Raw genomic sequence first — 23,179 nt, 5'->3', positions numbered from 1 at the left:
CAAGAAGGAATACATTAAACCTGAATCACACCAAGATTGAATTTTTTCTCAATAGGTGCATGGTTTGCTGCTTCAATACCCGTAGAGATCCACTTTCTCGTATCTAGCGGGTCGATGATCGCATCGGTCCAAATACGAGAAGCGGCATAATATGGTGAAACCTGCTCGTCATAACGAGCTTTGATTTTGTCATAAAGTTCTTTTTCAACTTCGGGCGTGATCTCTTTGCCTTGTTTTTTAAGCGAAGCCGTTTCAATTTGGAGTAAGACTTTGGCAGCGCTGTTACCGCTCATTACCGCTAATTCAGCCGAAGGCCAGGCAGCGATCAATCGAGGATCATAAGCTTTACCACACATCGCATAATTTCCGGCTCCATAAGAGTTTCCAACTACAATGGTGAATTTAGGCACTACACTATTGCTCACGGCATTTACCATTTTGGCCCCGTCTTTTATGATGCCTCCGTGTTCACTTTTGCTTCCCACCATAAAGCCGGTAACATCTTGTAGAAAAACCAAGGGTATTTTTTTCTGATTACAATTGGCAATAAAACGAGTGGCTTTATCTGCGCTATCGCTATAGATCACACCACCAAACTGCATCTCGCCCTTTTTAGTTTTTACGATCTTGCGCTGGTTGGCAACAATACCTACTGCCCAGCCGTCAATGCGCGCATATGCTGTGATCAAGGTTTGACCATAACCTTCTTTATACTCTTCATATTCCGAATTATCAACCAGACGTTTTATAATTTCGGTCATATCGTATTGGTCGCTACGCTTGGCAGGCAGGATTCCGTAGATATCTTGCGGATCTTCTTTGGGTTTTGCGGCTTCGATTCGATTATATCCGGCTTTTTCAAAATCACCTATTTTACCCATTATATTTTTAATGCGTGTAAGTGCATCCCGGTCGTCAGAAGCTTTATAGTCGGTTACTCCACTAATCTCGCAATGCGTAGTTGCTCCGCCTAAAGTTTCATTGTCAACCGTTTCACCAATGGCGGCTTTCACGAGATAACTTCCGGCGAGAAAAATACTCCCGGTCTTATCTACGATCATCGCCTCATCGCTCATAATGGGCAGGTAAGCACCTCCCGCAACACAGCTACCCATCACGGCACTTATTTGAGTAATGCCCATACTGCTCATCACCGCATTATTTCTAAAAATGCGACCAAAATGCTCTTTGTCAGGGAAGATCTCATCTTGCATTGGCAAGTAGACCCCGGCACTGTCAACGAGATAGATGATGGGTAATTTATTTTCTATGCTTAGTTCTTGCGCGCGCAGGTTCTTTTTTCCTGTAATAGGAAACCATGCTCCGGCTTTTACAGTAGCATCATTTGCAACGACAATACATTGCTTTCCACTTATGTGTCCTATTTTAACCACAACTCCGCCACTAGGGCAGCCACCGTGCTCTTCATACATTCCTTCACCGGCAAAGGCAGCGATTTCAATAGCTTTTTCGGCGTCATCCAGTAGAAAATCAATGCGCTCTCTAGCGGTGAGTTTTCCTTTTTCGTGATGCTTAGCGATGCGTTTTTCGCCACCGCCCAGCTTTACTTTGGCCAAGCGATGCTTTAAATCGGAAACAAGAAGCTTATTGTGATCTTCGTTTTTATTGAATTTTAAATCCATCTATAAATTATATAAAGAGCATTCCCAGAGGCTTTAAGAATTAAACCGGAAACACTCACGTATTGTAAAATTGAATGTTAACGAAAATACGAAATCACTCCCTCATGAAATCGTTATACTTATGTGAAAAACGCGATATTTGCTTTTTAAACCAAAACCCAAGGACGCTTGAAATGCTGTTAAGCTTGAAAACGAGTTGGGTAAATTTTAGCTTCTGATGCCTGTCAGAGCTACAAACAAATTATTATGATGAATAAGAATACAGTACTAGGTTGGGCAACGTTTATAATGATCGTTGTAGGCTTAGGACTTATAGCATTAGGAGCCTTTAAATATTCTGAAGTTGCCGGTTGGGGATTTGCTTCAGTAGGTATAGGTTTCTTTGCAATCGCCTGGGTTTTTAATGCATTAAAAGGAAGAGTTTAATGGCAGACCAAGCGCTCAAAGAACAACTTCTAAAACACCTTAAGGGCGGCGAGGCATTTATGCCCGTAAGTGAGCTTCTTGAGAAAATCTCATTTAAAAAATCGGGTAAGCGCCCGGTGGGGTTGCCGTATTCCTTTTATGAGATTTTCTATCATATGGTGTATGCCCAGAAAGATATTTTGAGCTATTGCACAGCTGAAGATTATAAACTACCGGCTTGGCCACGCGATTATTGGCCTGATGCCAGTAGTGCAGTTTCAAAGGAGTCTTGGGAAGCGCTTAAAAATCAATTTAAAGACGATCAAAAACAACTGGCTGTGTTTGTCGAAACTGTAGATACCCATTTACTAGATGTGGTTAAGCACGGTAAAGAGCAAACGGTGCTACGCGAATTGATGCTCGTCATCGAGCACAACGCATATCATGCAGGGCAGTTAGCCATTATTCTTAGGTTGTTGGGTTTGCTTTAAGCCAAGAATTCTTGTAAGTTGAAGGATAAAATTTAGATTCAAAAAAATAAAACAAACGGAACATGAGTGACGATAAAAAAATAATATTTTCAATGACCGGGGTGAGTAAAACCTTTCCCGGTGCCAATACTCCGGTACTTAAAAATATCTACCTGAGTTTTTTCTACGGAGCCAAAATCGGAATTTTGGGGCTTAACGGTTCGGGTAAATCTACTTTGCTGAAGATCATTGCCGGGATTGACAAGAACTATCAAGGAGATGTAACTTCAGATAAAGAATTCTCTGTAGGCTATTTAGAGCAAGAACCACAGTTAGACGATGACAAAACGGTTCTTGAGGTAGTAAAAGAAGGAGCTGCAGATACGGTTGCAATTCTTGATGAATATAATAAGATCAATGATCAGTTTGGATTAGAAGAGGTGTACAGTGATCCAGATAAAATGGAAAAGCTGATGAACCGTCAGGCTGTACTTCAAGATGAGATTGATGCAAGAGGCGCGTGGGAGTTAGACAATAAACTTGAAGTAGCGATGGATGCGTTGCGTACACCACCTGCAGATCAAAAGATTGGTGTGCTTTCTGGTGGAGAGCGCCGTCGTGTTGCTTTATGTCGTTTGTTATTACAAGAACCTGATGTATTGCTGCTTGATGAGCCTACCAACCACTTAGATGCAGAGAGTGTTCACTGGTTAGAACATCACTTGGCACAATATAAAGGGACGGTTATTGCCGTAACGCACGACCGTTATTTCTTAGATAATGTAGCAGGATGGATTCTTGAGCTAGATCGTGGAGAAGGAATTCCTTGGAAAGGAAATTATTCTTCTTGGTTAGACCAGAAGTCTAAGCGCATGGCACAAGAACAAAAGCAAGCCAGCAAACGTCAAAAAACCTTAGAGCGTGAGTTAGAGTGGGTGCGTATGGCACCAAAAGGACGTCAAGCCAAGCAAAAAGCACGTTTGAGTAATTATGACAAGCTGCTTTCTCAAGATCAAAAACAAACCGATGAGAAATTAGAAATCTACATTCCCAACGGCCCGCGTTTAGGTACTAATGTGATCGATGCAAAAGGCGTAAGTAAAGCCTTCGGCGAAAAACTGCTTTATGAAGATTTGAATTTTGTACTTCCGCAGGCAGGAATCGTTGGTGTTATTGGTCCTAACGGTGCCGGTAAAACCACGATCTTCAAAATGATAATGGGAGAGATCGAGCCGGATAAAGGCGAATTTACTGTAGGAGAAACAGCAAAAATCGCATACGTAGACCAGTCGCACAGTAATATTGATCCTGAGAAAACCATTTGGGAAAACTTTAGTGATAAACAGGAGCTAATCATGATGGGCGGTCGCCAAGTTAACAGTAGAGCCTATTTAAGTCGATTCAACTTCAGCGGAAGCGAGCAAAATAAAAAAGTAAGTATGTTGTCTGGAGGGGAGCGTAACCGCTTACATCTGGCAATGACCCTTAAAGAAGAGGGTAACGTATTGCTACTCGATGAGCCTACAAACGACCTTGATGTAAATACTTTAAGAGCTCTTGAAGAAGGACTTGAGAACTTTGCAGGCTGTGCGGTGGTAATCTCTCACGACCGTTGGTTCTTAGATAGAATTTGTACACATATTTTAGCTTTTGAAGGGGATAGTCAAGTCTATTTCTTTGAAGGTGGTTTCTCTGATTATGAAGAGAATAAGAAAAAACGTTTAGGCGGAGATCTTATGCCAAAACGTATCAAGTATAAAAAGTTGGTGCGCTAATTACTGTAAAAAACAATTTATTGGCGCCGCCAAAGGGTTTTATACTCCGAGGCTTGCCTCGAAATTGAAAATTCGTTTTCAAGCAATGCCTCAAGGGGTTGCCCTGAGGTAGTTTAATAAGAAAACCTCACAGCTAAAACCTGTGAGGTTTTTTTTGGCACCGCCAAACAGAAACAAGTCCCGGGCTTGTTTCGAGGAAGTTTACTTTTAGTACTTTTAGAGAAACTAATAAACACAGATAATTTTGAGTTTTGAAAATATAAAAGCCATCGCATTTGATGCAGATGATACGCTCTGGGTGAATGAGACATTTTTTAGAGATGCAGAAGTTGCGTTTGCAAAGCATCTTGCTGCGTATGGTGACCAAGACGAGATCGTTCAAAAACTTCTGGATACCGAAATAAAAAACTTAGACACCTACGGTTACGGGATCAAGGGATTTACCTTGTCGATGTTAGAGACTGCACATCGGTTGATGGGCAAAAAGATGAATGCTGAAACCATAGATTTTATATTGAATAAAGGCAAGCAAATGCTCGCTGAACCTGTTGAGTTACTTCCGCATATTGAAGAAGTTCTAGGCCAACTTTCAAAAAAATATAAGCTGGTAGTAGCGACTAAAGGTGACCTGCTTGATCAAGAGCGTAAATTGATCAAAAGCGGCTTGATCGATTATTTTCATCACGTGGAGATCGTTTCAGATAAAAAAGAAACACAATACAAGAAACTGGTAAAACATTTAGATATTCAGCCTCAGGAATTCTTGATGATCGGTAACTCGCTAAAATCAGATGTTATCCCGGTACTTGCAATGGGCGGTCACGCTTTTCATATTCCATTTCATACCACGTGGTCACACGAACAGGTAGATGAGGAGATCAATCACTCAAAATTCAAGGCGCTTAAAAGTGCTCGTGAACTTTTAGATATTCTTTAGGTCTTATTGTCTGCGTGGTAAGAAGCTGCGCAGGGTATATATCACTGCGGCGATGCCCAATCCTAAAAGTAAACCTTTGCCAAAACTGGGTTGAAAAAACCAAATGCTTATAGCGATAACAGCCAATACACCAAAGAGAATCGCTGCGCGTTTATGTTCTGCCTTCATACTTCAAAGATACAGTTCTGCAATTTGTTTAGTAGGCTATTAATAAAAAATTAAAGCAGCTGTGTTTGACTTTTTTGTATGTTTGATTGCGATTTTTAAAGTGCATTTTAAAAGTTTTTTTCGTTAAAAAACAGTAAATTATAAAGGCTGTTTTATCACTTTTATACACTTTTGAAGCAGCTTTAACGTTTAAAAATAAAACAGAATCTAATCAATACTTATTTATGGAAAGTGAAAATAAAAACACCGGCATTAAGATCATTACCGGTATTCTTGCAGTACTTCTTGTGGTAGCAGGGGCTTTTGCTATAAAGTTGTACAATCAAGAAAAGAATACAAAGGCCGAGTTGACCGAAGAAAAGGAGCTTGTGCTTAATGATCTAAAGCAAATGGTTACCAAATATGACGCGGTGATCGAAGAAAACAATTTAAAGGATACCGAACTGAACCAAGCGAGAGACCGCATACAAGTTCTTATAGATTCGGTGCAAAAGATGGAAGCTAATATTTCTGTTTTGCGTCGTTATCGTGATGAGGTGTATAAACTTAAAAAGGAGCGTGAGTATCTTTTTGCCCAAAACGACAGCTTAAAGGGAATGAACAAAATGCTCGCTATGCGCGTGGATAGTACGACTTACGAACTTGAAGTTTCTAAGATGAAACGCGATAGTCTGGCGATGGTTAAAGAAGAGCTTGCAGAAAAAGTTGCACTGGGTTCTAGTCTTGCTGCTAACAAACTTGTGGGAACCGGAGTGATCGTGAGAAACAGTGGTAAACTGGTAGAGAATGATAACGCGCGCCGTGTTGATCGCATTAGAGCGTGTTATACAGTACCTCAAAACCGAATCGCAGAAGCCGGAGATAAGCAGCTTTACGTGCAAGTTTTAGATCCGCAGAATAACATCTTGGGAGAAAACAAGACGGTGACGATCGATAGTGTGACCTCGATCACGTATAGTGCGATCTCTAAGTTTTATTATGAGAAAACGGCTTTAGATATCTGTGAAAATGTTGCGCCAAGAGGTGACAAGTTTGCTGAAGGTTTATACAAAATCAACATTTTTGATGGTGGTAAAATGATCGCTTCAACAAGTCTGGTTCTTGACTAGGTAGCAATAGAAAAAGGATAAAAAGAAAAGCTTCGGAGAACATCCGAAGCTTTTTTTATTAACACCGTCAAAGGGTTTTATACTCCAAGGCGCTTTATTTTCCACCGTTAGCGCGTAAATCTTCTAAACAGAATTCACCAAAAGTCGGTAACCCGCTCATATCTGTACTGGTAGCATCTGCGACGGTTTGAAAATACATCAGGCAGTTTTCCTGATCGCAGTGTTTATTTGGTGTTGCGCCACCGTCGTCATCTGCGGTTTCATCTTCGTGATCACGCACCATTTCTGTACCCAGATTTACTAAACCAAATAAGTGACCAAACTCGTGTTCGGTTGTGATGGTTTCTAACTGGGTTAAACTTGGTCCCGTTATGCCGCGGCTAAATTCTCTAAGCGTTTCTCCAAAAATGATACACGAGGTATTGCGATAGGCTGTACCAAGAATTCTACTGTTGCCTTCGTCACTTTCAGAATTCTGATCTGCAAAAAAGACCCAGACGCCTAACTCGCTTCCTTCATTAAAAACAGTGCGATTGTCATTTTCTATCTCAACATATTCATCTCGATTGAGAGCACCTACTGTAGTTGCAGGAACTACCGTTTCAGTAAAACGTACACCGCCGGGTTTGTTAAGGCGGGCAGTAAAAAAACTTCTAAGATTATTCAGCGTATTTTCAGAAGGTCTAAAGCCGTCTACATAGGCGATCTCTACATTCATCGAGGTGAACTCTTCTGCACTCAAAAAAGCTCTGGCAGATGCTCCCAAGGATTGTCTATTTGCTGCCGTTGGATCTGGAGGTGTGGTCTCAGAATTATTAGTATCACTAGAGCAGGATAGTATTAAAAAGGCAAATAGTAGCGTAAAATAGGGGGTAATTTTCTGTAAAATCATTGTATTAATTTAGGTTTCGCTAAAATAACTAAACGTTTTAGCTTGAGCTCTTGTTGTAAAAGCTTTGTGATGTTTTTAATATTTACGCTAATTTTTAGGATTCAGTTTTTATCAAGCGTGCTAAAAAATCATAATGTGGCCCGTCACAAATTTTTTCGCAAGTAAAACCTGCTTTTTCTGCTTCTTTTTTTAAAGTTTTAAAATCTAGATACAACCAGTCAAAAGCTGCTGAGGTCTGGTTTTTATAGTTGATTTGAAAGGTGACCTCCCCATAATAATCACGACTTGCGTCACGCCAGTAACTCCCATCTTCTTCCTCATACATAAAAGCGATGTCTGAAGAGTCAACCAGAATTTGACCGTCGGTTTTGAGTAAAGAACGCAAATGGGTGAGATAGCTTTCAGTCTTTTTAAGCGTTTGAAAAATACCGGTGCCATTCATTATTAATAAAAGCGTATCGTAGCCACTTTCTCTATAATCTAAGATGTCTGTGATTTGTGTGCTCTTAACTCCGCGACTTTTACAAACCTCAATAGCTCCTTCAGAAATATCTAAAGCAGTAACCTCAATACCTTTATTTTGAAGGTATAAAGTGTGGCTTCCGGCGCAGGCACCAATGTCTAAGGTTTTTCCTTGAGCCAGTTGAAGCGCTTTTTGTTCCACTTCAGGCATTTCTTCATAACTGCGGAAGAGATAAGGAACAGGAATCTCATCATCTTCGGTAAGTGACGAGATCACTGTAATATCTTCAGAATACTTGTCGTTGTGAAAATCAAGTAAAGCTTGACCAAATATATCGGGGTTTTTAGAATCTTTTTTGGCCATAAACTATAGGGGCTTTAAATGCTTATTTTTGCGGTATGGATGAATTTATTGAGCAGTTGCCCAATCTGGCCAAAGATAAGCATAAAGAGACTGCTGCCTATTTTAAAAAGCTGAAGCGCAAACCGCCCAAAGATCTGGATTATCAGATGCAGGAGTTGCACGAGGAGGAGTTTGAGCGCACCGACTGTCTTACGTGCGCAAATTGCTGTAAAACAACAGGACCGTTATTTACCGATCGTGATGTGAGCAGGATCGCCAAGCATTTTAGAATGAAAGATGCGCAGTTTATTGAGACCTATTTGCGCGTTGATGAAGATAACGATTATGTATTACAGGAAGTGCCGTGTACCTTTCTGGGAGCAGATAATTACTGTATGATCTACGATGTGCGCCCCAAAGCCTGTGCCGAATTCCCGCATACAGACCGAAAGAAATTTCAGCAGATCACCAATCTAACCTTAAAAAATGTTGCGATTTGCCCGGCGGCGTATAATATCGTTGAGCAAATGAAAGAACGCATTAAACTGAAATAAGACGTATGAAAAGCATTATAAGTATTTTAATTCTAGCTTTTACAGCAACAGGTTTTAGCCAACAAATTGACGCCGATAAAAGTGCGTTTGCACACACGTTTTCTATTGTTGCTCGCGACGCTGAGACCGGAGAAATGGCTGTTGCGGTACAAAGCCATTGGTTTAGCGTGGGTTCTTTGGTAAGTTGGGGAAAGAGTGGAGTAGGAGTGGTTGCTACACAATCTTTCGTGAATCCTTCTTACGGTCCTAAAGGTTTAGCCTTGATGCAGGAAGGAATGTCTGCGGAAGCTGCACTTGCACAGCTTATCGCCGAAGATGAAGGGAAAGCCTATCGGCAAGTCGCTTTTTTAGATGTCAACGGAAATGCTTCAGCCTACACGGGTGAAAAATGTGTAGTTTATGCCAGTCAGATTACCGGAGATAATTTTTCGGTGCAGGCTAATATGATGTTGACCGATCAAACTGTTCCTGCGATGGCTGCGGCTTTTGAGAAGCATAGTAAACTTCCGTTAGCAGAGCGTATGGTTGAGGTTTTAAAAGCGGCCCAAGCTGCAGGTGGTGATATCCGCGGAAAGCAATCTGCTGCACTGATCGTTGTAGGACCAGAATTGGTTGAGAATCCGTGGGAAGAATATAAGATCAATTTGCGTGTAGATGATCACCAAAATCCCATTGAAGAATTAGATCGGTTACTGAAGGTTGCCCGAGCATACGAATATATGAACCGCGGCGATCTGGCTGTAGAAGCAGGTGATATGCCCGAAGCGTTAAAACAATATGGTACCGCCGAAACAATGTTTCCCGATAATTTGGAAATGAAATTTTGGAAGGCGGTAGCGATGGCCAATGACGGTCAACTTGAGGAAGCAAAACCTATTTTTAAGGCGATTTTTGAACAGGATGAAAATTGGCGCGAAATGATAGGACGCTTAGTAAAACCGGGATTGCTTACCGTGAGCGCATCAGAAGTTGAGCAAATTCAGAATTTATAATTCAACTTGAAGTTTTTTAGAAAGCATAAAAAAATGCCTGAGTACGTTACTCAGGCATTTCTATTTTTATATTTAATCGACTTTAGTCGTCTAGTCCACCGCGACGGTTTCCATCACGAGGTGTTGGCCAAGTCATTTGCTCACCAGATCTTCTGTTTATAGGAAGAACGATTTGCTCACGAGAAGTTTTTTCGTCGTCTTCACTTGCCATGTACGCTAAAACCGCAGTCAGGATCGCATTGTTTTGCACATCGTCCCAAACGATCTTATCATAAGTATCACGGTTGGTGTGCCAGGTGTAGTTCCAGTAATTCCAGCTTAACGAACTTAGGTTGAATGCAGGAGCACCAGCCGCTACAAAAGAAGCGTAGTCAGAACCACCACGACCAGGAGTTCCCGGGAAATGGGTTTCAATACGTGCTACTTCATCAGGAACAGCGCTTAACCAACTGCCTAAATAATCGTAAGCATTTAAGAATCCGTTTCCTGAAATATTAGCCACGCGACCTGTACCATTATCCTGATTAAATACCGCTTGAACACCCGCTACGATTTCCGGATGATCTTTTACAAAAGAACGAGACCCGTTAAGCCCTTGCTCTTCACTTCCCCAATGTCCTACGAGAATGGTGCGTTTTGGATTAGGATAAACTTGCTTTAAGATGCGCATAGCTTCCATCATTACCAAAGTTCCTGTACCGTTGTCTGTTGCTCCCTGGCCACCATCCCAAGAGTCAAAATGGGCTGAAAGAATCACATACTCATCAGGCTTTTCACTTCCTTTTATTTGAGCGATGGTGTTGAATGTTGGCATTTCACCCAATTCTTCAGATTCTGCAACCACTTTGATCACAGGCTTGTCGCCGTAATCTGCAAGACGGTAAAGCAGACCATAATCTTCTAAAGCGATATCCACCATCGGGATTTCTTCGGTATAGGCAGAAAATACTTTGTTTACACCAAAACCGCGTGACCAGTTGCTGGTAATCACACCAACAGCTCCTGCTTCTTCTAATATTTTAGGAAGTTCTCTTGAAGAATATCCTGTAGCTTTGATGCGCGCATTCCAAGCGTCATTAAGCGCATCACGGTCTTTTTTCATTTTCTCAAAAGACTCAGGAGTCGCCCATTCTTCCCAATTGTCGTCAGGTCTACCGGTAGGTTGTGGCATAGAAACCAAAACAAATTTTCCTTCTACCTGAGAAAGCATATTTTTAAAGCTAACCGAATCTTTAGCTTCCGGAAGCACTACAACTTCAGCCTCTACACCTTTTGATTTGGTTGCAGGAGACCAAGCCAACTGCATACCTTCAAGACTTACACTGCGCGGACTAACCAAATCGATATGGGTGATGCCACGATCCCAACCTTTCCAAACGCCCCACTGCTGATTTTCAGCTTCGATACCCCAATCGGTATAGGTGTCAACAGCCCAATCGTGCGCTTGTTTCATTTCTGGAGTTCCTACAAGTCGTGGTCCCACAACATCCAGAAGTTGGTGAGCAAGTAGTTTAAGTTGTGAATTTTCGGTTGCTTCTTTAACGATCGCGTCAACCGTTTCTTCTTGCGTTTGCGCAAAAAGGCCGGTGCTCAGACTGGCGCCAAGCATACATAAGTAAAACGTTTTTTTCATTAAAATAAATTTAAGTGCTTTTAAGTGTTAGACCTTAAAATTAAAACTTCGATTGGTTCTGCTGAATAAAAAGAGCGATTAATCATTCTCGCTTTTTACTTTTATCGAAAAATAGATTTAATCGAGAAAAATTCAGAATTAATCAGCAATCGCCGCAAAAACAATATTTCTTAACTTCCAAGAGGTTTCATCTCCACCTACTTGCTGTGTTTGCTTCATTATAATACCGATGAGTTGTTCTTCAGGATCAGCAAAATATTGCGTGTTGAAATAACCGCCCCACTCAAAAGTGCCTGCACTTCCATTACCGCCTTTGGCAGCACCTAGGTCATCAACTACACTAAACGCAAGGCCGTGATGTGAACCATTACCTTTCCAAATATCTCCAATTTGATTTTTTAGAATAAAATCGACGGTTGTACGGCTTAAAATTCTGTTTCCATTGAGTATACCTTTATTGAGGTACGTTTGAAGAAATTGCGCATAATCTACCGGAGTGCTTGAAAGTCCGGCGCCACCGGAGAAGAAAGTCATTTTTCCTTTTTTTGGATAATCAGGATCGTAAAAGGTGGTTGGGAAATCAATCCAATCACCTTCCTTCTTCGTTTGAACAGAAACCAGAAGGTCTCGTTTTTCTTTTGGGAGATAAAAGAACGTGTTGTTCATTTTTAAAGGTTCAAAGATTTCAGTTCTAAAAAACTCGTCAAGCGGCTTGCCGGAAATGATCTCAATAAAATACCCCAATACGTCGAGCCCTTCGCTATACGTGAAATTCTCACCGGGATTGTGATGCAATGGCAGTTTTGCAAGTTTCTTGACACTTTCTTCAATCGTGATTTTTTCAGTAGTAAAAAGGTCGGTGATGCCGGCTTTTTTATAGATCTTCTTAAATCTGGGGTCGCCATCGATAGCACCATAGCCAATTCCTGAGGTGTGCGTAAGCAAATGTCTAATCGTTATGGGACGTGCTGCCGGCTTGGTTGTATAGCTTCCGTCAGGTAATAGGGAATCTAAGACCTGAGCATCTTTAAACTCAGGAATGTATTTTGAAATAGGATCGTCAAGTTGAAATTTCCCACGCTCCCAAAGCATCATCACTGCAGTTGAGGTAATTGCTTTGGTTTGTGATGCGATTCTAAAAATGGAGTTCAGATCAAGGGGTTCACCTGCTGCATTTGCGGCTCCAAATGCTTTGTGGTATACAATTTTACCATTACGGGCAACCAGAGCGACCATTCCCGGTACTTGCTTTTGAGCGAGAGCCTCAAGCGCCATCGTATCAAGATAAGCAAGTCGTGAACTGCTCATTCCCGCGGCTTCCGGTCGCATCTTAGGGAGCAAGCTTTCTTGTTGCGCATAGCCGGAAATTTGAAAAAGGAACAAGCAACAGTAGATGGTACACAGATTTAAAATAGGTTTCATTGCGTAGATTGAATTAGTTGAAAAAAAATACCCCGGGAAAATCCCGAGGTATAAATTTAGACAAGTTTAGATTCTAAAAATAATATATCGTTTGCGTAATCATTTAATATTGCTCTTGGCTTCACCAAGTGTGATCACACGATTTGTACCCTTAATAGGTTTGCTATTGACAAATTGCTCTTCAATCAATCGCACTTCGTTATCTTGAGATTGATATTGTTCTAAGGTCAGTTTCAGCGTATGATACCCAACCATATTAAAGAGGATCGTGTCTTTCTTTTCTAGTCCGTGTGCTTGTTCAAAATAAAAAATACCGTCACTCTTTGAAGTAACCCCTTTTTTAATTGATTTTATAAAAACGTTCACGCCTTCAATTGGTTCTTGTGTTTTAGCATCGGTGATGGAGCCATAAAGGCGCTGGCCGTAAAATGGGATGCTGAAGAAAAACGCACAAATTAAAATTATAATAGACTTCATAGTTTAAATTTTATTGGCAAGACCAAAGGCTTTAATAGCCGAGCTTGCCGCGAAATTGAAAACCTGTTTCTAACGAATACCTTAGGGCTACCCCGAAGTATTTCGGATATCAAACGATATAGTGATTTACTACATCGTTATAACAGGTTGGGAAATTAAATAATTTAAACGTTTTAAAACGTTAACGCCGTATTTAATTGCGTTAATTAACGTAAAAATGCTGTTTTAAAGGCGCTAAGTTCAGCGTAAGCTCGATTAATCTAGCATTTTTATTGGCACCGCCAAAGGGTCAAATACTCCGAGGCTTGCCACGATATCGAACATTCGTTTCCAGACAATGCCTCATGGGTTTGCTCTGAGGTGGTTTACTGCTAGATTTTTGATATTGAATTTGTTGTGGAATTGTTCAATTGGAAATTCTGCGGTTTGAAACAGTGCTTAAGATCTATTTATATAACAAATACTTGCTGCGTAGTTTTTTGAACTGTTCCAAATCAATTTGCCAGCTTTGTTCTATCTCATCTAGAGATAATCCTGATTCGATTTGCTTTTGCAGTTGTGCAGTCCCTGCGTGTGCCGTAAAATTTTTAGTATTGAAGAATTCTTCTTTCTTCTCATAATTGCGATACGCGTCCACAATAAATCGCAGATCTACTTTTTGTAAAGGGGCTTGGTTTCTCAAGTCTAATCCGTTACAAGTTTGTCCTTTGAACTTGGGGTTTTTAGAACCAAAATTAGGTTGCGGAGTATAATTCAGCGTATACTTTTCTGCCGGAAGATATGGAGCGCCTATAATTTGAAACTGCATTTCTGTACCACGACCTGCGTTAAGCGTGGTTCCTTCACACAAACCTAAACTTGGATAAAGCATGACGGCCTGGTCATTAGGTAAATTAGGAGAAGGGCGCACCGGTAGGGAGTAATGCATATCGTGGGTGTAATTTTTCATAGGAATCACCGTGAGTTGCGGTGTGTTGTTTGTTTCTAACCAATTTTCTTCAGCCATCATTTGTGCATATTCACCAATGGTCATCCCGTGAACGAGCGGTACACCGGCGTGCATTCCTAAAAAGCTGGTGTGTTCAGCTTCCATAACGGGGCCGTCTACATAACTTCCGTTAGGATTAGGACGGTCTAAAACAAGAATAGGTATCGAAGCTTCCGCGGCAGCCTGCATCACGTAGTGTAACGTAGCGATATACGTGTAAAACCGAACGCCCACATCCTGAATGTCAAAAACTAAAATATCAATACCTACCAGCTGTTCTGGTTTAGGTTTTTTATTGCTTCCGTATAAAGAAATTACCGGTAAGCCGGTTTTAGGATCTTTACCATCTTTGACAGCTTCACCAGCATCGGCGGTTCCTCTAAAGCCGTGTTCAGGAGAAAATACTTTTACAATAGTGATGTTGTGTGCTATTAAAGAATCTACTAAGTGCGTATACTTTTTTTCTGCAGAAGTAGTTTGAGCTTTTAGAATAAGCGAACTTGGGTTTCCTACTACCGCTACTTTTTTGTCTTTTAATATAGGTAAGTAAGCTTCGGTTTGATTTGCACCCAAGACTAAAGCTTCCTTCAGTTTAGCGGTGCTACTATCAGTCGGATTAAAATTTATGGGTTGCTCAGCTTCAGTTTGATTTTTGGTTTCGGAAGCGTTTCCGCAGGAAATACTAATTACACAAACTAAAAAAAAGGTACTTTTGAATAAACGAAACGCCATAGGACGATTGAATTTTGAATATTTTACAGCTAAACGCATAATTGGCGCAAAGAAGTATAAAAGTACTGCTTCGACTCCTATAATTAAAATTGCAATTATCGCCATTGTTTTGGGAATGGTTATGATGATGATCACCATTGCGACGGGTGTTGGGCTTCAGCAAAAGATCAAAGAGAAAGTTTCAGCTTTCAATGGGGATATCATTATTTCGCAATTTGATGGAAATAATAGCGACATCACCTTAAATCCTATTCCTAAAAATCAACCTTTCTATCCTGATTTTGAATCGGTACCCGAAGTTACTCACGTGCAGACGACCGCAACCAAAGCCGGAGTTATACGCACCGCGACAGATTTTGAAGGCATTATTGTAAAAGGAGTAGGAGCAGACTATCGCTGGGATTATATGGAAGATTTTCTAATCGAAGGTCGTGTTCCCGATTACACCCAAAATTTAAATACTGAAATACTCGTAAGCAGCTATCAAGCTAATCGCTTAGGATTTAAAAACGGAGATAAGGTCATTGTATTTTTCTTGAAGGAAGATGGAGGCTTTCTAAACCGAAGATTTGATATTGTAGGGATTTACGATAGCGGATTTCAAGAATTTGATGAGAGTTTTCTATTTGCTGATATCAGGCATATTCAAAAATTGAACAAATGGGAAGAGGATCAGGTAGGCGGTTTTGAAGTTTTTGTAGACGACTTTGATCGTCTTGATGAGATTGGTACTGCCATTTATGAGCATACAGACTCGTTTTTAAATACCATGACGATCACACAGAAATACTATTCTATTTTTGAGTGGTTATCGCTTTTCGACTTTAATATTGCGCTCATCATTGTGGTGATGATCATTGTAGCCGGGATCAATATGATCGTTGCACTACTCGTACTTATTCTTGAGCGCACTCCAATGGTAGGGATCTTAAAAGCATTGGGAGCAAATAATTGGAGTATAAGAAAGATCTTTATGTACAACGCGCTGTATCTTGTGGGCGTTGGATTGTTCTGGGGGAACATCATAGGCATCGGCTTATTATTGATACAAAAGTATTTTGGACTCATTACCTTAAATCCAGAAACCTATTATGTAAGTGAAGCCCCGGTTTATATCGATTGGTATTATATCGTATTACTCAATCTGGGTACTTTTCTATTGTGCGCGCTTATGCTTTTGATTCCATCTTATGTAATCACGCGTATTTCTCCGGTGAAGACGATAAAGTTTGATTAGTGCTTCCTTTACAATTGAGAACGTTTTTATGACAATTGAGTAAGATCTAATTGAGCAACTTGCTGTAAGCCTGCATCTTTGAGGTGTAATTAAAACTTCAATTATGGAAACAGCAATACGCATCGCAATTTATATTCACGCTTTTTTTGGAGGAATAGGTTTGATTTCGGGAACCTTAAGTCTAGTAACCAAAAAGGGAAGTAAAATTCACAAAAAATCAGGGAAGTGGTTTGTTATAGGTATGTTGGTGAGCTCAGGACTTTCTTTACCTATCGCCAGTATGCCCGGGCATTACAGTCCGTTTTTATTTTTGATCGGGCTTTTTACCATTTATATGGTTCTTGTGGGAAAACGTGTGTTACGTTTTAAACTTAAAACGGCACAAGTAACAAAAGCAGACTGGGCGATCACAATCACGATGACTATCTTGTCTTTAATGATGATTCTTTCCGGAGTTTTAAATGTTTTTGGAAACAAGATTCTTTTTATTTTCTTCGGAATAATCAGCCTTGTATTGTGTTTTCAAGACTTTAGGTTTTGGCGTAATCCCAGAAAATCAAAAACAGGCTGGTTGGCGCAGCACATTGGTAAAATCACAGGCGCTTACATTGCATCGGTAACGGCGTTTCTGGTTGGAGGTATGAAAGTGCAGGGCCTAATGGTTTGGATTCTTCCTTCGATTATAGGTAATGCGTTCATCATTTATTATATCATAAAAATACGTGGCGGATTTAAAAAGCGTAAAAAAGTAAATTCTTAAATCTAAGGTTGAAAACATCAAATTGTTGTTAAACCTTCAGTGAGGGTCGGTTTTTATCTATAATTTTTAGAAATAGTTTATCGGTTTTGGTTTTCAGTAGCAAATTCTTCAAACTGGTAGGCTTCAAAAATCGAACCTTATGCATTACGCTGAAAATATATTAGGAACAATTGGGAACACGCCGCTTGTAAAAATGAACAAGCTCACTGCGGAATTACCTTGCCTGGTACTCGCTAAGTATGAAACCTTCAATCCCGGAAATTCTACTAAAGATCGGATGGCGTTAAAAATGGTTGAGGATGCTGAAGCTGAAGGTCTGATCAAGCCGGGTGGGACCATAATCGAAGGAACTTCGGGAAACACAGGAATGGGATTGGCGCTTGCAGCAATTGTTAAAGGCTACAAAATGATTTGTGTAATTTCAGATAAGCAGAGTAAAGAAAAGATTGATGTGCTTAAAGCAGTAGGTTGTGAAGTTGTGGTTTGTCCCACAGATGTTGCGCCAGATGATCCGCAATCTTATTACAGTACTTCAAAGCGCTTAGCTGAAGAGACGCCCAATTCTTGGTATGTTAATCAATATGATAATCCTAGCAATACCAAAGCGCATTTTGAATCTACCGGACCCGAGATCTGGGAACAAACCGATGGAAAAGTGACTCATTTTATTTGTGGTGTAGGAACCGGTGGAACCATTTCGGGTGTGGGGAATTATTTGAAATCAAAAAATCCCAATATTAAAATTTGGGGTGTTGACACCTACGGCTCGGTTTTTAAAAAGTATCACGAGACCGGCGTTTTTGATGAAAATGAAATCTACCCATACATTACCGAAGGGATAGGGGAGGATATTCTACCAGAAAATGTAGACTTTGAAGTAATCGACGGCTTTACCAAAGTAACCGATAAAGATGCTGCGATTTATACCAGAAGATTGGCAAAAGAGGAAGGCTTCTTCCTAGGGAATTCAGCGGGAGCTGCAATAAAAGGATTGTTGCAGTTGAAGCAGCATTTTAAAAAAGGCGATATAGTAGTAATCCTTTTTCACGATCACGGAAGTCGCTATATCAATAAAATATATAATGACGTGTGGATGCGCGAAAAAGGATTTTTAGAATAACTTTAAATGAGAGTTATTTTAGCTTTCTTCACGATTCATCGTCATTCCTTGAATCATATAATCAGCATCTTCTTCACTACTTTTAACGATCATTGCAGAGCCATTGTAGGTCATCGAGTTGCCGTCTTTGGTTAAAATGGTATATCTAAACGGTAGCTTCACGTCGGTTCCGTTGGCTCCTTTTACAACTTCAGGATTGGTGGTATAGCTTACCGTAGCAGATTCAACATCGGCATATTTTTCGGCAAATTCAGAAGGGGTTGTACGGTCGCTGTTGGTTTTTGCCAAGCTCTCGTAAGCTTCGTTAAAAGTTCCTCGCTCGATGGCATCAAAATAGTCGTTGATGACTTTTTTTGCGCTATTGATTTCTGCTAAATCTTCAGGCGAAGTTTCTCCATCTTCCCCAGAGGTTTGAAACATATCTTCAGGAGTTACTTGTTGGTTTTGTGCTTCAAGTTCGATCTCGCCGTTATCTTCTGTTTTTCGGTCTCCGCAAGAGGCAACTAATACAGATGCCGCTAGGCCTAAGGTTAAAATTGAATTTTTCATAGTTGTTTTTTAGTTTTTTATAAAATTAGTCAGGCTTAAGTGTTGAGGCTATTAAGGTTATGCTAAAATTGCTTTAACTTTAAGCTAATGAAGGAGTCCTTTTTACATTATATATGGCAGTTTAGAAAGTTTGAAGGAGCTACTTCGGGCCAAATTCTGCTATCTGATGAAAAGAAAAAGATTCAAATTCTTAATCCGGGAAGGTATAACCAATTGGCAGGCCCCGATTTTTTTAATGCTCAGGTACGCATAGATGATCAGCTTTGGGCGGGCAACGTAGAGATTCATAGTAAAAGCTCCGATTGGTATATGCATCGACACGAGACCGATGCGGCCTACGATAATGTGATTTTGCACGTCGTTTGGGAAGATGACTGTGCGGTGTATGATAAGGCCAATTTGCCAATACCTACATTGGTGTTAAAAAATAAAATACCTACTACATTGCTTCATAACTATCGCAATCTGGTCGAAATACAAAAGTCGGGCTTTATCAATTGTGAGACTTCTATCGCTGAGGTTCCGACTGATCGTTTGGAACATTGGCTAGAGCGTGTTTATTTTGAGCGCCTGGAGTACAAAGTGACTCAAGTGCAGCAAAAATTGACAGCGACCCAAGGCGATTGGGAAGCTGTGCTGTTTCAAACATTGATGCGCAATTTTGGTACTGTCATCAATGCTGATGCTTTTGAAGAGCTTGCTCAGAAAATACCTTTTAAAACAGTGCGTAAACTCGCGCGTCAAGAACAGCTTGAGCCTATTTTGCTAGGTCTTGCCGGTTTGCTTAAAGCGCGTTTAGATAGTCAAGAACTTGTGCAGTGGAAAGCCGATTTTGACTATAATCAAAAAAAGTTTGACCTTCCAAGCGCTATTGATCATCAGGTTCAATTCTTTAAATTGCGACCACCTAATTTTCCTACGATCAGGTTATCTCAATTGGCGATGTTGTACACCAAAAATGATACGCTCTTTTCTAGCCTTATGAACGCAAAAACACGAGATGAGATTCAGAATATATTTAAAGTAGAAACCTCAACTTATTGGAAGACCCATTTTACGTTTGACAAATCACATACGCCTCGGTCTAAATATTTATCCAAAGCCTTTATAGATGTACTTATTATAAATACGATCATCCCGGTGCAATTTGCTTATGCTCGCGCCCGAGGTTTGGATAATCAGGAGCAATTATTGATGCTGTTGGCGAGCATTCCGTTAGAGAACAATAGGGTGATTAAAAATTTTGAAGAAATACTGAAGTTTAAAAAAGATGCCCTGCACAGTCAGGCGTTACTCCATTTAAAAACGAAATATTGTGATTTAAATAGATGTTTGCAGTGTGAGTTAGGCAATTATTTAATTGCTAATGCTTAGCAACTATACTTTTATTTTTGAAGAGTAGTTGTATTTTGCACTTGAATAAAACCTGATCCTATGAAATTAATTTATGCGATACGGCACTTTTTTGAGCGAAACGGTTTTTATGTGTCGTCAAGACTTGCAGATCGTTTAGGAATACGAGCCAAGAATGTACGCTTGTTTTTTATCTACCTGTCTTTTGCTACAGCAGGCTTGGGCTTTGCTGTGTATTTGGTTTTAGCTTTTTGGCTTAGGCTGAAAGATCTGGTTTATACTAAACGAACCTCTGTTTTTGATTTATAATTTATGCTGAAAATTTTTAGAAGCCGAATCTACGTAGCCATACTTTTAATCATAAGTATGCTGATGCTCGGTGTTTTTGGGTTTCGGTTTTTAGCGGAATACTCCTGGACTGATGCCGTTTATATGACGATGATCACCATTAGTACGGTAGGTTTTGGAGAAGTGCAGCCGCTTAATGATTCAGCAAAGATTTTTACGGTAATTTTAATTTTGGTGAGTGTGATCGTTTTGGGGTATGCCATTTCGATCATTACCGAATACATTTTGAGTCGCAGTAATTTTGAACTTATAAAACAGCGTAGTGTGCAAAAAAAGATAGACAGTTTAAATAATCATGTTATTGTTGTGGGGTTTGGTCGCAACGGTAAGCAAGCTGCCCAAAAACTTACTACATACGGGAGGCCTTTTGTTGTGATCGAACGTGACGAGGAAATCGTGAATAAATTTCATTCTGACACCAATCTATTTGTCACCGGGAATGCAAACGAGGATGAGGTTTTGGTTCAAGCCGGTGTAAAGCGCGCTTCGACTTTAATTTCTGCGTTGCCCGATGATTCAGACAATTTGTTTGTGGTGCTTTCTGCGCGTCAGATAAATCCGCAGCTTAAGATCATCAGTAGGGCTTCAGAAGAAACCACCTATCAAAAACTGAAATTTGCCGGGGCAGATAATGTGATTATGCCAGATAAAATTGGTGGAGACCATATGGCTTCGCTGGTGGTAGTGCCAGATTTAGTGGAGTTTCTCGATAATTTACAAGTAGCTACCGAAGGTCGTGTGAACGTTCAGCAAATAACTTTTGAGGCGGTTTGTCCTGATTTAAAGACACGATCGATACGGGATATTGACCTGCGGAATAAAACCGGGTGCTCGATTATTGGATATAAATCGGCAGATGGTGATTATATCATAAATCCTGAAGCTTCGCTCAAATTAGAGCGAGGTTCTATACTTATTGTCATAGGAAGGCCCGAACAGATTGAAAATTTACATAGAGAATTTGCGATTTAGTGTTATGTTTACGTTTCGGTAGTGTGCAATACATATTATTTAATGATTGTAAGGCCGCTTCAATCACTAACTAAATATTTTGCTTGCGCATGAAACACAAATTATCCCTACTTGTTTTCCTATTCATTTCTTTTATTGGTGCTGCTCAGGAAGCAGCCGAAATAGGAATAGATGATCAGATCGATCAGGCTTTTGCACCAGTCTCTAACTTCTTTTCAAGTGTGGTGTTTTTTACTGTTTTTGATATTCCTTTTGTACTGATTCTACTCGTTTTTAGTGCTTTGTTTTTTACTGTTTATTTTGGGTTTCCAAACTTTAGATATTTCTGGAGAGCGATTCAAACTGTTCGCGGGAAATATGAAGATATTGAAAATCACGGAGCCAAAGTTTTATACGGTGAAGATGGAATCGCTAATGGTGTAGATTTGAATGATGTAGATATTGAACAACATATCGAGACGCTTGATGATGATCTGGCAATTGATGGTGATATTGTTGAAACTATAAGAGACGAGTCCTCAGCAGGTGAAGTGAGCCATTTTCAGGCCCTTGCAACTGCAGTTTCAGGAACTGTAGGAAACGGAAACATCGCAGGTGTGGCACTTGCAATCGCACTTGGTGGTCCCGGAGCTACATTCTGGATGATCGTGTGCGGACTTCTGGGTATGTCTAGCAAATTTGTAGAATGTACTTTGGGTGTTCAGTACAGAGATGTAGGAGAGGATGGTACTGTGTATGGTGGTCCTATGTTTTACCTGACTAAAGGTTTAAAAGAAAAAGGTTTTGCTACGCTGGGTAAAATAGCAGCAGTAGTCTTTGCAATCTTTTGTATTGGTGGATCATTTGGTGGCGGTAATGCCGCTCAAAGTAATCAGGCAACCATTGTTATTAAAGAACTATTCAACCTAGAAAGTGCAGGAGCAGGATTTTGGATTGGAGTAGTAATCGCGATATTGGTTGGTATCATCATCATTGGAGGTATTAAACGAATTGCTCAGGTAACAGAGAAAGTGGTTCCGTTTATGGCAATTATGTACCTTCTTGCTTGTATTTATATTATAGGATCAAACTTCTCATTAATCGATGATGCTATAGGGCTTATAATTGAAGAAGCCTTTAATCCTACTGCTTTTGGAGTTGGGTCAATCATAGGAGTGCTTTTGGTAGGTTTTAAACGTGCAGCTTTTTCTAACGAAGCGGGAGCAGGTTCGGCATCTATTGCACACTCAGCAGTACGTACAAAGTATTCTGCTAGTGAAGGTCTTGTGGCATTGCTAGAGCCATTTATTGATACGGTTGTAATTTGTACAATGACTGCGCTCGTGATCATTATTTTTAACTTTGGAGGCTTTTTTGAATATGGAGGAGACGGTTCTGGAGCTGTGATCATTGATGGTTTGTCTTACGAAGGTGCAGGAATCACTTCAAAAGCCTTTGCAGAATATATTCCGTTCTCTAATATTTTCCTGACGGTTGCGGTAGTGCTGTTTGCAGTTTCTACGATGATCTCTTGGTCGTATTATGGACTTCAGGCGTGGAAATATTTATTCGGAAGAGGAAAAGCTGCAGATATGGTTTACAAACTTTTGTTTCTAACTTTTGTAATTATTGGTGCTGCGGCAAACATGAGATCGATCTGGGATTTTTCAGATGCAATGATCTTTGCGATGATCTTTCCTAACATGGTTGGACTGTTCTTCTTGTTTCCGGTTGTTAAAAAGCAACTCAACAGATACCTTGACGCAATTAAGCTGAAGAAGGAAGCCTTAAAATAATATTGAAGTTTTCTATAGAAAAGCCCAATCTGTATAACAGATTGGGCTTTATTGTTTTAGGAT

23 protein-coding genes are annotated in these 23,179 nt (G+C 40.2%); 14 read left to right on the top strand and 9 right to left on the bottom strand.

Features of this window, described 5'->3' with window-relative positions; translation table 11 throughout:
* Positions 1 to 14: 14 nt before the first annotated feature.
* Entirely contained in the window at positions 15 to 1,643 is a 1,629-nt protein-coding gene (locus MED217_RS14035) for an acyl-CoA carboxylase subunit beta (RefSeq protein WP_009781200.1), read from the bottom strand.
* Positions 1,644 to 1,892: 249 nt separating this feature from the next.
* Between MED217_RS14035 and MED217_RS14030 the strand changes: the two genes are divergently transcribed.
* The 4 genes from MED217_RS14030 (at position 1,893) to MED217_RS14015 (ending at position 5,230) form a co-directional block, all read left to right on the top strand.
* On the top strand, positions 1,893 to 2,069 hold the full coding sequence (locus MED217_RS14030) for a CAL67264 family membrane protein (RefSeq protein ID WP_088124396.1): 177 nt from the start codon (positions 1,893 to 1,895) through the stop codon (positions 2,067 to 2,069).
* Entirely contained in the window at positions 2,069 to 2,539 is a 471-nt protein-coding gene (locus tag MED217_RS14025; RefSeq protein ID WP_009781198.1) for a DinB family protein, read from the top strand. Before MED217_RS14030 ends, MED217_RS14025 begins: the two co-directional genes overlap by 1 nt.
* A gap of 62 nt (positions 2,540 to 2,601) precedes the next feature.
* The gene (ettA, locus tag MED217_RS14020) at positions 2,602 to 4,293 is read left to right on the top strand and encodes an energy-dependent translational throttle protein EttA (protein ID WP_009781197.1); all 1,692 of its coding nucleotides are present in this window, start codon (positions 2,602 to 2,604) and stop codon (positions 4,291 to 4,293) included.
* Between the two features lie 244 nt (positions 4,294 to 4,537).
* The gene (locus MED217_RS14015) at positions 4,538 to 5,230 is read left to right on the top strand and encodes an HAD family hydrolase (protein WP_009781196.1); all 693 of its coding nucleotides are present in this window, start codon (positions 4,538 to 4,540) and stop codon (positions 5,228 to 5,230) included.
* Positions 5,231 to 5,233: 3 nt separating this feature from the next.
* Here MED217_RS14015 and MED217_RS19045 read toward each other — a convergent pair whose 3' ends face one another.
* Positions 5,234 to 5,398: a hypothetical protein gene (locus MED217_RS19045; RefSeq protein WP_009781195.1), complete on the bottom strand. Its 165-nt coding sequence runs from the start codon at positions 5,396 to 5,398 to the stop codon at positions 5,234 to 5,236.
* A 224-nt stretch (positions 5,399 to 5,622) separates the two neighbouring features.
* Here MED217_RS19045 and MED217_RS14010 point away from each other — a divergent pair, with 224 nt between their 5' ends.
* On the top strand, positions 5,623 to 6,507 hold the full coding sequence (locus MED217_RS14010; RefSeq protein ID WP_009781194.1) for a hypothetical protein: 885 nt from the start codon (positions 5,623 to 5,625) through the stop codon (positions 6,505 to 6,507).
* 94 nt (positions 6,508 to 6,601) lie between these two features.
* On the opposite strand, the gene MED217_RS14005 is transcribed toward MED217_RS14010, so the two are convergent.
* Both MED217_RS14005 and MED217_RS14000 read right to left on the bottom strand, forming a co-directional pair.
* On the bottom strand, positions 6,602 to 7,399 hold the full coding sequence (locus MED217_RS14005) for a zinc metalloprotease (RefSeq protein ID WP_009781193.1): 798 nt from the start codon (positions 7,397 to 7,399) through the stop codon (positions 6,602 to 6,604).
* A 94-nt stretch (positions 7,400 to 7,493) separates the two neighbouring features.
* Complete coding sequence (locus MED217_RS14000; protein ID WP_009781192.1) at positions 7,494 to 8,225, bottom strand: class I SAM-dependent methyltransferase; 732 nt, start codon at positions 8,223 to 8,225, stop codon at positions 7,494 to 7,496.
* 35 nt (positions 8,226 to 8,260) lie between these two features.
* Here MED217_RS14000 and MED217_RS13995 point away from each other — a divergent pair, with 35 nt between their 5' ends.
* Entirely contained in the window at positions 8,261 to 8,758 is a 498-nt protein-coding gene (locus tag MED217_RS13995) for a YkgJ family cysteine cluster protein (RefSeq protein ID WP_009781191.1), read from the top strand.
* A gap of 5 nt (positions 8,759 to 8,763) precedes the next feature.
* Entirely contained in the window at positions 8,764 to 9,750 is a 987-nt protein-coding gene (locus tag MED217_RS13990; RefSeq protein ID WP_009781190.1) for a DUF1028 domain-containing protein, read from the top strand.
* Positions 9,751 to 9,832: 82 nt separating this feature from the next.
* Here the strand turns inward: MED217_RS13990 and MED217_RS13985 are convergent, their stop codons facing one another.
* The 4 genes from MED217_RS13985 to MED217_RS13970 form a co-directional block, all read right to left on the bottom strand.
* On the bottom strand, positions 9,833 to 11,383 hold the full coding sequence (locus MED217_RS13985; protein WP_040532887.1) for a M20/M25/M40 family metallo-hydrolase: 1,551 nt from the start codon (positions 11,381 to 11,383) through the stop codon (positions 9,833 to 9,835).
* Positions 11,384 to 11,521: 138 nt separating this feature from the next.
* Positions 11,522 to 12,805, bottom strand: a complete 1,284-nt coding sequence (locus MED217_RS13980) for a serine hydrolase domain-containing protein (RefSeq protein WP_040532885.1) — start codon at positions 12,803 to 12,805, stop codon at positions 11,522 to 11,524.
* Between the two features lie 99 nt (positions 12,806 to 12,904).
* On the bottom strand, positions 12,905 to 13,282 hold the full coding sequence (locus MED217_RS13975) for a carboxypeptidase-like regulatory domain-containing protein (protein WP_009781187.1): 378 nt from the start codon (positions 13,280 to 13,282) through the stop codon (positions 12,905 to 12,907).
* Positions 13,283 to 13,727: 445 nt separating this feature from the next.
* Positions 13,728 to 15,002 (bottom strand): exo-beta-N-acetylmuramidase NamZ family protein, encoded by a 1,275-nt coding sequence (locus MED217_RS13970; RefSeq protein WP_040532882.1) that lies wholly within the window; start codon positions 15,000 to 15,002, stop codon positions 13,728 to 13,730.
* A gap of 7 nt (positions 15,003 to 15,009) precedes the next feature.
* Here MED217_RS13970 and MED217_RS13965 point away from each other — a divergent pair, with 7 nt between their 5' ends.
* From MED217_RS13965 to MED217_RS13955, 3 genes are all read left to right on the top strand, one after another.
* A complete protein-coding gene (locus MED217_RS13965; RefSeq protein WP_040532880.1) occupies positions 15,010 to 16,239 on the top strand; it encodes an ABC transporter permease in 1,230 nt (409 codons plus the stop codon).
* 103 nt (positions 16,240 to 16,342) lie between these two features.
* On the top strand, positions 16,343 to 16,999 hold the full coding sequence (locus tag MED217_RS13960) for a DUF2306 domain-containing protein (protein WP_009781184.1): 657 nt from the start codon (positions 16,343 to 16,345) through the stop codon (positions 16,997 to 16,999).
* 139 nt (positions 17,000 to 17,138) lie between these two features.
* Entirely contained in the window at positions 17,139 to 18,119 is a 981-nt protein-coding gene (locus MED217_RS13955; RefSeq protein WP_009781183.1) for a PLP-dependent cysteine synthase family protein, read from the top strand.
* Positions 18,120 to 18,137: 18 nt separating this feature from the next.
* Here MED217_RS13955 and MED217_RS13950 read toward each other — a convergent pair whose 3' ends face one another.
* Entirely contained in the window at positions 18,138 to 18,668 is a 531-nt protein-coding gene (locus tag MED217_RS13950) for a hypothetical protein (RefSeq protein ID WP_009781182.1), read from the bottom strand.
* A gap of 87 nt (positions 18,669 to 18,755) precedes the next feature.
* On the opposite strand from MED217_RS13950, the gene MED217_RS13945 reads away from it, so the two are divergent.
* The 4 genes from MED217_RS13945 (at position 18,756) to MED217_RS13930 (ending at position 23,116) form a co-directional block, all read left to right on the top strand.
* The gene (locus MED217_RS13945) at positions 18,756 to 20,042 is read left to right on the top strand and encodes a DUF2851 family protein (RefSeq protein ID WP_009781181.1); all 1,287 of its coding nucleotides are present in this window, start codon (positions 18,756 to 18,758) and stop codon (positions 20,040 to 20,042) included.
* Positions 20,043 to 20,102: 60 nt separating this feature from the next.
* Positions 20,103 to 20,330 (top strand): PspC family transcriptional regulator, encoded by a 228-nt coding sequence (locus MED217_RS13940; RefSeq protein ID WP_009781180.1) that lies wholly within the window; start codon positions 20,103 to 20,105, stop codon positions 20,328 to 20,330.
* Between the two features lie 3 nt (positions 20,331 to 20,333).
* Positions 20,334 to 21,341 (top strand): potassium channel family protein, encoded by a 1,008-nt coding sequence (locus MED217_RS13935; RefSeq protein WP_040532879.1) that lies wholly within the window; start codon positions 20,334 to 20,336, stop codon positions 21,339 to 21,341.
* A gap of 89 nt (positions 21,342 to 21,430) precedes the next feature.
* On the top strand, positions 21,431 to 23,116 hold the full coding sequence (locus MED217_RS13930; protein ID WP_009781178.1) for an alanine/glycine:cation symporter family protein: 1,686 nt from the start codon (positions 21,431 to 21,433) through the stop codon (positions 23,114 to 23,116).
* Positions 23,117 to 23,179 lie beyond the last annotated feature (63 nt).

Source organism: Leeuwenhoekiella blandensis MED217 (assembly GCF_000152985.1).
GTDB lineage: Bacteria > Bacteroidota > Bacteroidia > Flavobacteriales > Flavobacteriaceae > Leeuwenhoekiella > Leeuwenhoekiella blandensis.
The sequence above is the reverse complement of the archived record's forward strand: the minus strand, read 5'-3'. Positions and strand labels throughout refer to the sequence as shown.